The organism is Chamaesiphon polymorphus CCALA 037 (assembly GCF_003003845.1).
Lineage (GTDB): Bacteria > Cyanobacteriota > Cyanobacteriia > Cyanobacteriales > Chamaesiphonaceae > Chamaesiphon > Chamaesiphon polymorphus.
This window is the reverse complement of sequence record NZ_PVWO01000016.1, coordinates 20163-29118: the sequence shown is the minus strand read 5'-3', so window position 1 is coordinate 29118 and position 8956 is coordinate 20163. Positions and strand designations below refer to the sequence as shown.

8 protein-coding genes are annotated in these 8956 nt (G+C 38.7%); all 8 read left to right on the top strand.

All coding sequences use genetic code 11. From position 1 onward, the window contains the following. Positions 1-1021: glycosyltransferase family 2 protein (locus tag C7B77_RS02515; protein WP_106300002.1), on the top strand; the 1021-nt coding region annotated here is incomplete at its 5' end. Beyond that, a complete protein-coding gene (locus C7B77_RS02510) occupies positions 1018-2148 on the top strand; it encodes a glycoside hydrolase family 99-like domain-containing protein (RefSeq protein WP_106300000.1) in 1131 nt (376 codons plus the stop codon). The genes C7B77_RS02515 and C7B77_RS02510, both read left to right, overlap by 4 nt. Before the next feature lies 1 nt (position 2149). After that, on the top strand, positions 2150-3133 hold the full coding sequence (locus C7B77_RS02505) for a glycosyltransferase family 2 protein (protein WP_181243681.1): 984 nt from the start codon (positions 2150-2152) through the stop codon (positions 3131-3133). Positions 3134-3281: 148 nt separating this feature from the next. Further along, positions 3282-4478, top strand: coding sequence for a glycosyltransferase family 4 protein (locus C7B77_RS02500; protein ID WP_106299996.1), 1197 nt, complete (start codon positions 3282-3284; stop codon positions 4476-4478). Beyond that, positions 4475-5326 (top strand): class I SAM-dependent methyltransferase, encoded by an 852-nt coding sequence (locus C7B77_RS02495; RefSeq protein ID WP_106299994.1) that lies wholly within the window; start codon positions 4475-4477, stop codon positions 5324-5326. Before C7B77_RS02500 ends, C7B77_RS02495 begins: the two co-directional genes overlap by 4 nt. Beyond that, positions 5323-6552 carry a glycosyltransferase family 4 protein gene (locus C7B77_RS02490; RefSeq protein ID WP_106299992.1) on the top strand — a complete coding sequence of 410 codons (1230 nt, stop codon included), beginning with the start codon at positions 5323-5325 and terminating at the stop codon, positions 6550-6552. Before C7B77_RS02495 ends, C7B77_RS02490 begins: the two co-directional genes overlap by 4 nt. Before the next feature lie 98 nt (positions 6553-6650). Beyond that, on the top strand, positions 6651-7895 hold the full coding sequence (locus C7B77_RS02485; RefSeq protein WP_106299990.1) for a glycosyltransferase family protein: 1245 nt from the start codon (positions 6651-6653) through the stop codon (positions 7893-7895). Between the two features lies 1 nt (position 7896). Further along, positions 7897-8943: a glycosyltransferase family protein gene (locus C7B77_RS02480; protein WP_106299988.1), complete on the top strand. Its 1047-nt coding sequence runs from the start codon at positions 7897-7899 to the stop codon at positions 8941-8943. Positions 8944-8956: the final 13 nt, after the last annotated feature.

The window sequence follows — 8956 nt, the reverse complement described above, 5'->3', positions numbered from 1 at the left end:
ATTGATTGTTGACGATCGATCCACGGATCGAACTGTCGAGATCGCCGAGGAATATGCAGCGAAGGACGAGCGAATTAGAGTAGTAAGAAACCCAGAGAATTTGGGACTAGTTGGCAATTGGAATCGTTGTATCGAGATTTCAGCAGGAGAATGGATTAAATTCGTTTTTCAAGATGATACACTTGCGCCAACATGTCTAGAAAAAATGATGGTGGCAACAAAATTGGGTAAACCAATTATCTACTGTCGTCGCAACTTTATCTTTGAAGCTGGCACCGATGAAACAAGCCAAGATTTTTACCGTACTCATCTTTCGGTGCAAAATCCGTTGTCTGATACTGTCGAAATCTCTGCTCGACAGTATGCCGAGCTTGCTCTACAGCATATAGGGGTAAACTTTGTCGGCGAACCCACTTCCGTGATACTACACCGCAGTGTTTTCATTCAGTTTGGCTCCTTCAATCCTCATCTAATCATGATCTGCGATTTTGAGTTTTATACTCGAGTTGCCATTCACACGGGAATCGTTCAAATTCCAGAAGTACTAGCCAATTTTCGGGTGCATGGGAGTGCCTCTAGTGCTGTGAGTAGAGCTAATCGCCATTATCGGGGATGGGTTTTAGATGGCGTGATTCTAAGCCACGATTTTGCTTTTAACACTGCTTATGTGCCTATCCGAACTGTGGCTCGACAATTACAGCCTCAAATCGATCTGGCGCAACTTTTTCAAGAACGCGCTTTTGCTGCGTGGGAAATCGCTCAACGCGAACGGCATCTAACAGAATTCTCGGACTTTTCGCCGCATACCGAGCTAGAAAAAGTTTCCCAGTTTTATCCTTTAATTCTCAAGATTGTCGAGCTAGGTGCTTTAGCCCATCTCAAGGCGAAACTACAAATCCAATGGGATCTCTCGATCTTATCAATTAAACATAGTCTGAGAAAAATCCTACCAGTTACTCAAATCAAAGCAAAAATTGCTGAATTTTGTAAAGTCAATCAAAAGAACCCAAATATCCGATGAATAAACCGATCGATATTAAGGCAATTGCCTTTTACCTTCCTCAGTATCACCCGATTCCCGAAAACGATCGATGGTGGGGAAAAGGTTTTACTGAATGGACTAATGTTACTAAAGCAAGGCCGCTCTTTGAGGGTCATTATCAACCTCATCAACCCGCCGATTTGGGGTTTTACGATTTGCGGCTACCAGAAGTCAGGCAAGCTCAAGCAGATTTAGCAACAGCTTATGGGATTCATGGTTTTTGCTATTATCACTACTGGTTTACTGGCAAACGACTCCTCGAAAGACCGTTTAATGATGTTTTGGCAACTACCGAGCCAGATTTTCCTTTTTGTCTGTGTTGGGCAAACGAAAACTGGACTCGTCGCTGGGACGGACAAGACGAAGATGTGCTCGCCGAACAGGTGTATGGTGATGCCGACGATCGCCAGCATATCAGATACCTAGCCCAAGCATTTCAAGACCCCCGGTACATTCGTATCGATGACAAACCGCTGTTTTTGGTCTATCGAGCAAATAGAATTCCAAATCCTTTAGAAACAGCGAAAACATGGCGTGAAGAAGCTCGACAGTTGGGAATCGGAGAAATTTTTCTGGCTAGAGTCGAAAGTTTCTATGACGAACAAAATGACCCTAAATCAATCGGTTTTGATGCTGCTGTAGAGTTTCAACCAGATTGGAGCAGACTGGGATGGCCGCTTCAAAGAGGCCGAAAATGGTCGCTAGCCAGAACATTAAAACTAGCAGAATCAGCATACGCTGAGAATACAATTTATGATTATGCAACAATCGTCGAACAAATGTTAGCAAAACCACTTTCTGATTACAAGCGGTTTCCCTGCGTTACGCCTGCTTGGGATAATTCCGCACGACGCAAAGATGGCAATGCAACGATTTTGCATCATTCTACACCTGAATTATACGAAAAATGGCTGGAAACAGTCGTACAACGCGAGTTAACGAATCCTAACAGCGATCGAGTGATATTTGTCAATGCTTGGAATGAATGGGCAGAAGGAAATCATTTAGAACCCTGCCAAAAGTGGGGACATGCGTACCTTGAAGCTACTCAAAGAGTTCTCACTTCAGCTCCGGCTCGAGTTAAAAGTGTTATGCAAAAATATTAATATGCCAAAAGTTTCTGTCATTATTCCCAATTACAATCATGCCAGATTTCTAGAACAGCGGATCCAGAGTATTCTCGATCAAACTTTCCAGGATTTCGATCTGACGTACCTCGACGACGCATCTAGTGATGACAGCAACGATGTCTTTGCCAAATTCGATTGTCAACCCAGAATTAAAGCAATTTACAATCAACAAAATAGCGGTTCACCTTTTAAGCAATGGAACAAAGGCGTTCGAGCTACGACAGGTGAGTATATTTGGATTGCTGAATCCGATGATGTGGCAGATCCAACTTTTCTAGATACTCTCGTCCCGCTGCTAGACCAAAATCCGCAAGTTGGTCTGGCTTATTGCCAATCGAGACAAATAGATAGTAATAATGTAGTCGTTTTGTCAACTCTGCGCCAATGGGCTGAAGATCTCAGCCAAAGTCGGTGGAGCAACGATTTTATTGCAAATGGCTTCACTGAATGCCAACAATATCTATTATTCAATAATAATATCCCCAATGCTAGTGCGGTACTAATTCGACGATCGGTTTATGAAGCGATTGGTGGTGCTGAAGAAAGTATGTTTTTTGCTGGGGACTGGATGACTTGGCTGAAAATACTCTTGAAGTCAGATCTGGCATTTAGTGCTCAGATTCTTAACTCTTTTCGTAGTCATGAATCATCAGTAAGTTCGCGCTCTTTTAAAAGTAAAGTTGGAATTTACGAACACTTGTTAGTTATTTACAATCTAAAGGTTCCTCTCGAAATATCACTTGAAACCTTATCAGACTTCAAAAAAAGAATGCTTTGTAACTGGATAGATTTAACATTCAATCCTGACAGTAAAGTTTCTCTCAAAGATCAAATTAAGTTTTATATGTTAGCTGCAAAGACTTTTGATAATGTCAACGGGATAGTTTTAAGAGAATTTGCCGCACATCTTAAACGTCGATCTATCGGACAAATTAAACGATGGGCAAGTAGATCTGCCTGAAGAATATAAGCCGAGCCAGAAGTTATTGAATATAAATGAGATCGATTAAAATCAATACTTTACTTTTATAGAGAATGCAAAAAATAGTTTGTAAATACTTTGTCAGTATCAATTTTTTAAGACTCAAACGTGTATTGAGTTTAGGATTATGAAGATTTTGATTGCAATTACTAATTTATCAATAGGAGGTGCACAGACTCTAATTATTAGATTAGTTGAAGGATTGATTCAAAAACATGATGTATATGTATATGATTTTAATTTATTTACTTCAAAGGAAAATATATCAACAAAACAACGCTTTGACAGCTCGGTAACATTAATTACGGATCGGCATGATTGGCTATTAAAAAAGCTGGAGTTATTAGATTATTATTTACATAAGTTATTTAAATGGCAATTTTATTTAGCTGACAGACGAAGATGTTATTTGTTCAATAAAGCTACCATCGATTATCAAATCGATGTAGTTAATACACATTTATTTCATTCGGATTATTTTGTTACTAAGAGTTTGTCTTCAATACCAATACCGATCGTCATGGTCGATCATGGAGACTATCGTTTTGTTTTAGAAGAAAATGTTGCAAGTCAGTCGATGATTTCGCAGATATTCGATCGAGTAAATGCTATTGTTTATATCTCCGAATCTAATCTGCAAGTTTTGAAAACATTTCAGATCGAATCTAGTACTATTCTGAGAAAAATCTACAATGGTTTTCCCAGTCAAGAATTACAACTTTCGACAGATGAGATCCGAAGGCAACTAAAAATTAATAGCGACTCAATCATTTTTGGGATGGTTGCACGGGGAATTCCAGAGAAAGGCTGGAAAGAGGCGATCGAAGCATTTAAACTTTTACCAGCTACTGTCGATCGCGAATTACATCTGATCTTAGTAGGCGATAGTCAGCATCTTCAAGAGCTAAAAGCAGAATTAACGGCAGATCTGATCGATCGCATTCATTTTGCTGGTTATACAGAACGTCCGGAAGCTTGGATTCAAGCTTGTGATGTCTGCTTATTACCCACTTACTTTGCAGGGGAAAGTTTGCCTAACTCGATAGCAGAATATTTATCACTTGGAAAGCCAGTTATCGCTACTACTGTAGGTGGTATCCCTGAAATGTTGACGGATCGAGAACAGTTAGCCGGAATACTTATCGACTTAGATCGAGATGGTCGCCCCAGCATCAAGAGTTTGAGTAATGCCATGTTAGCTTATATTGAAGATCGTAATTTGCTAGTCAATCATTCACAACAGGCGCATCTTGCTTTTGAAAAATTCAGAATAGAACATTGTGTTCTAGAGTATGAAAAATTATTTTCACAGTTTTCAATATGAAGTACCTCAATCTGGGTTGCGGTTCTCGGTTTCATACCGATTGGACAAATATTAATTTTGTGTCTACGAGTGAGAGTGTCATAGCGCACGATCTATCGCAGGGAATCCCTTTTTCAGATGAATCATTTGATGTTGTTTATCATTCTCATGTCTTAGAACATTTCCCGCAGTCGGTAGCAGCATCTTTCCTAAAGGAGTGCTGCCGAGTTCTACGCCCACAAGGAATTTTGAGAGTAGTTATTCCCGATCTCGAACAGATAGCTAGAACGTATTTATATGCTTTAGAGCAAGCTGTGAATGGTAGTAAAGAATGGGAACAAAACTATCAATGGATACTACTAGAGATGTACGATCAAACAGTAAGAGATCGGCCGGGTGGTAAGATGCAAGAATTTCTCTCTAACAAAGACATTGCGAATCCAGATTTTGCGATCGAACGTTGTGGTGTTGAGATAAAAAATATCATTCTGGCAGCTCGACAAGATAATACTTCACAAATATCAGTAGTCGAACCTAGCTTCAAAAAAATACTCAAGCATATTTATCGATTCTTTAGATATGCTGAATATCGCTATCAATCAATTATTAAATTTGCGCTCAGGCCGCAAGAGTTAAATGCCTTACAATTAGGTCAATTTCGGCAATCTGGAGAAATTCACCAGTGGATGTACGATCGTTACTCGCTATCTTTGCTCTTAAAAAGTTGCGGATTAGAGGAGATTGCGAAAAAATCTGCAAGTGAAAGCTCCATTTCTAACTGGGCAAGCTTTAATTTAGATACTGAGGTTGATGGTTCTATCTACAAGCCAGATTCTATTTATATGGAAGCTAGAAAACCAGTTACATGAAAATTTTACATATCAATCAATCAGATATTGGTGGTGGTGCAGCCATTGCAGCATCTCGTCTCCATCAAGGTCTACTGGCGCGAGGGAAGAGTTCTAAGTTATTGGTAGGTGAAGCGTTAACTTCAGATCCGAACGTAGAAGTCATCGATCAAAATATTAATCTTAACAAACAATTGTTTCGCTTAAATGGTCGTTTTGGATTACTTTATATTAATATACTAAGTACTTTTGATATCCCTAAGCATCCGTTTTATCAGGAAGCAGATATTTTAAATTTACATAATCTTCATGGTAGTAATGGCTGGTTTAATTATCTAGCACTCGGCCAGCTTACTAAAAGTAAGCCTGCGATTTTAACTCTTCATGATATGTGGAGTTTTACCGGACATTGTGCTTACAGTTATGATTGCGATCGATGGAAGATAGGTTGTGGGAAGTGCCCCTATCCCGATCGCTATCCTCACATTTATGCTGACAATACTAAACTAGAATGGAAATTGAAAGATTGGGTCTATAACCATGCTAATTTAACTATTGTCGCTCCGAGTCAATGGTTGGCAGCCGAGGCAAGGGCTAGTATGCTAGGTCGCTATGACGTTTATTGTATTCCAAATGGAATCGATACCGAAGATTACAAACCGATCGAGACTCCGGAATGCAGACAAGCATTAGGATTGCCACTAGATAAAAAAATTATCATGTTTGGGGCGACAGATCTAAATGATGCTCGCAAAGGAGGCGATCTCCTTTTGAAAAGTCTCCAAAATTTACCAGAATCAATTAAATCCGAAACTATTTTATTAACTTTTGGTAGCGGTGGTGAAGAAATTGCCCAGCAAGTAGGAATGAAAGTTGTCAACCTTGGTTACCTTAATAACGATCGTGAAAAATCGATCGCTTATTCGGCTGCTGACTTATTTATCTTTCCTACCCGTGCGGATAATTTACCTTTAGTCTTACAAGAAAGTATTGCCTGTGGGACACCAATGGTATCTTTTAAAATTGGGGGTGTCCCCGATTTAGTGCGTCCGGGAGTAACTGGCTATTTAGCAGAACCAGAAGATCCGATCGATCTATGCAATGGTATCGTTGAATTACTCAAAGACGATCGACTCAGACAAGTAATGAGTGTAAATTGCCGAGAGATTGCACTGGCTGAGTATGCTCTTCATCTCCAGGCACAACGCTACGCAGAGCTATATCAAACAATTCTCCAACAAAGTTAGTTGCGTACTTCACTAAGCGATCGATCGAATCTAAGGTATTGAATCGATCTGTTCTCGATCGAGAATAGATCGATCGACAGAAAATATTTAACAAATATATGAGAATTGTAGATAGCAAGCAAGAAATACTTTTAATTGATATATCTACATGGAAAGGTCATCATGAAATATATTTTAAGAAAATATTACTGTCGTTACTAGAACGTCAGTATTTTGTCTATGCCTCGTGCTCAGACAACGCAGATTTACGTCAATGGTTAGAGCATTCCAATATTCAAAACTGCTCTGTCCTAGACTTTAGATTATCATTTATCGAAAAATTTTTTTTCAAAGGCTTATCAAGTTTCGATCGGATCGTCCAAACTTTATTCAAAGGATATATTTATAGATTCTCCTCTGTCAGCTCGCTCTTATTTACTAGAAATATCTTGATGAGAATTGGCAAAGACATTCCGGTATTTTTTGGTGATGCCGATACTTCTGTGCCGATAATTCCAGCTTGGGTGGCCAAAATGCTCTTACCATCGCAATGGGTTACCTTAGCAGTACAGCCATCTTATCGTTCTGCCAGTTCTTGGGGGAAACAAAAAAGTCGTCAGCGTTTTGTTGCCGAAAAATTGTTTGCGTTAGCTTCTTGTAAAGCTGTATTGACATTACACCCAGCCTACCTCAAGTTTTTTAGAAATCGCTTTCATGAAGATAAGTTCTTAGCTTTGCCAGAAATAATTGATGTAACGATCGATAAGCACTACGAGGTGCCTGAAAAGATTTATCATTTAGCTGCAGGTAGAAAAATTATTTCTATTACTGGTGGGTTACTGCCAAAAAGAAACTTAGAATTATTTCTAAAAGCTGCTCAAAATTTAGATCCAGAGCGATACTTTATTTTAGCGATCGGACATTGGCCTCAAGAATATTACACTCCAACACAGATAGAGTCAATTAAGGCATTATCTCTAACTTTAGCAAATAACTCTTGCCTCAAGCTTGGCTATTATATCGCAGCAGAAGGAGAATTTAATCAGTTATTAACTATATCCGATCTTATTTACCTTCAATATCACAATCATTCTTTTAGTAGTAATATTTTAACAAAAGCAATATTTTTGAGAAAGCCAGTTATTATCGGCGATAACTATATCATGAAAAAAGTCATCAATAAATATGATTGGGCAGCAATAGCACCGGAAGAACCTGAGCAAATTGCTAGCGCGATGATGAAAGTCGCTACTGAATTTCAGATTAATGAGACAAAATACCAGGAATTTTTAGAAGACTTTTCTAGCGAGAAATTTAATCTGACGATCGATCGAACTGTCAAGCTATTAATGTCAAATTGTTAAGATGAAACTGCTATTTATCAATCAAATTGAAACTTGTGCGGGGTGGGGATTTGAGACGTTCTTGAATCGAGCTTTGCTAGAAAATGAAGTTACTACTATTTGTGTTGATTATCAAAAAAATGCTTACTCCTTAGCAACTGAATTATTGAAAATCGATGAAGATTTTGATGCTGTACTGTTAGAGCGAGGTTGTGGTTATCGAATCCCGCTCGAAATCCTGAAAGCCATCGATCGGCCAAAAGTATTTTTATTTACTGAATTGATCGCTCGCAATCCTAACGAGTTTTATTTATTAAACTCTGGCATGTTCGAGCATATATTTTTTAGATCTTTACCTTGTATCGATTGGATCGTTAGTCAAAATTGGATCGACAGAGAACGTGTAAGTTTGTTCTTGAGTGCTATCGATCCAGGATTTTATGATGGCATTACACCTGTAGATAAAGATATTGATATTCTCTTTATCGGTACTTTATTGCCGAGAAGACAAAAAATAATTGCCGAGATAGAAAATGAGTTTGTGGTGACTACACATTCGGCATTCGGTCGAGATATGGTCGATCTAGTCAATCGTGCTAAAATTATTTTAAATATTCATGGTGAGGAGTTTCTAGATACAGAGACTAGAGTGTATGAAACACTTGCTTGTAAGGGCTTTCTGTTGACAGAAAAATTATCCGCCGAAAGTCCATTTAAAGATGGTGTGCATCTGGTAGAATCAACAGATACTCAAGACTTAAAAGCAAAAATAGCCTATTATTTAAAAGATGAGATCGGTCGAGAAACTATTGCTGAAAGTGGATATCGCGAAGCGATCGCCAATCATACTTTTCAGGTAAGAGTCAAACAGATCGAGCAGGTTATGGATATAGCGATAACCACAAGGAAGCCCAGTAAAGATCCTCTCGATCGACAAGCATTAGCGCGTTGCGTTCGGCTGGAAAGTTTTTATAAAGTCAGAGATAAAATGACAATGCTGACTCGACGATATTTAAGTGTAGTAAAACAAAGGATCGTTAAAACCAGCCATTTACTTTATAAAAAATAGGGACATTAATTAA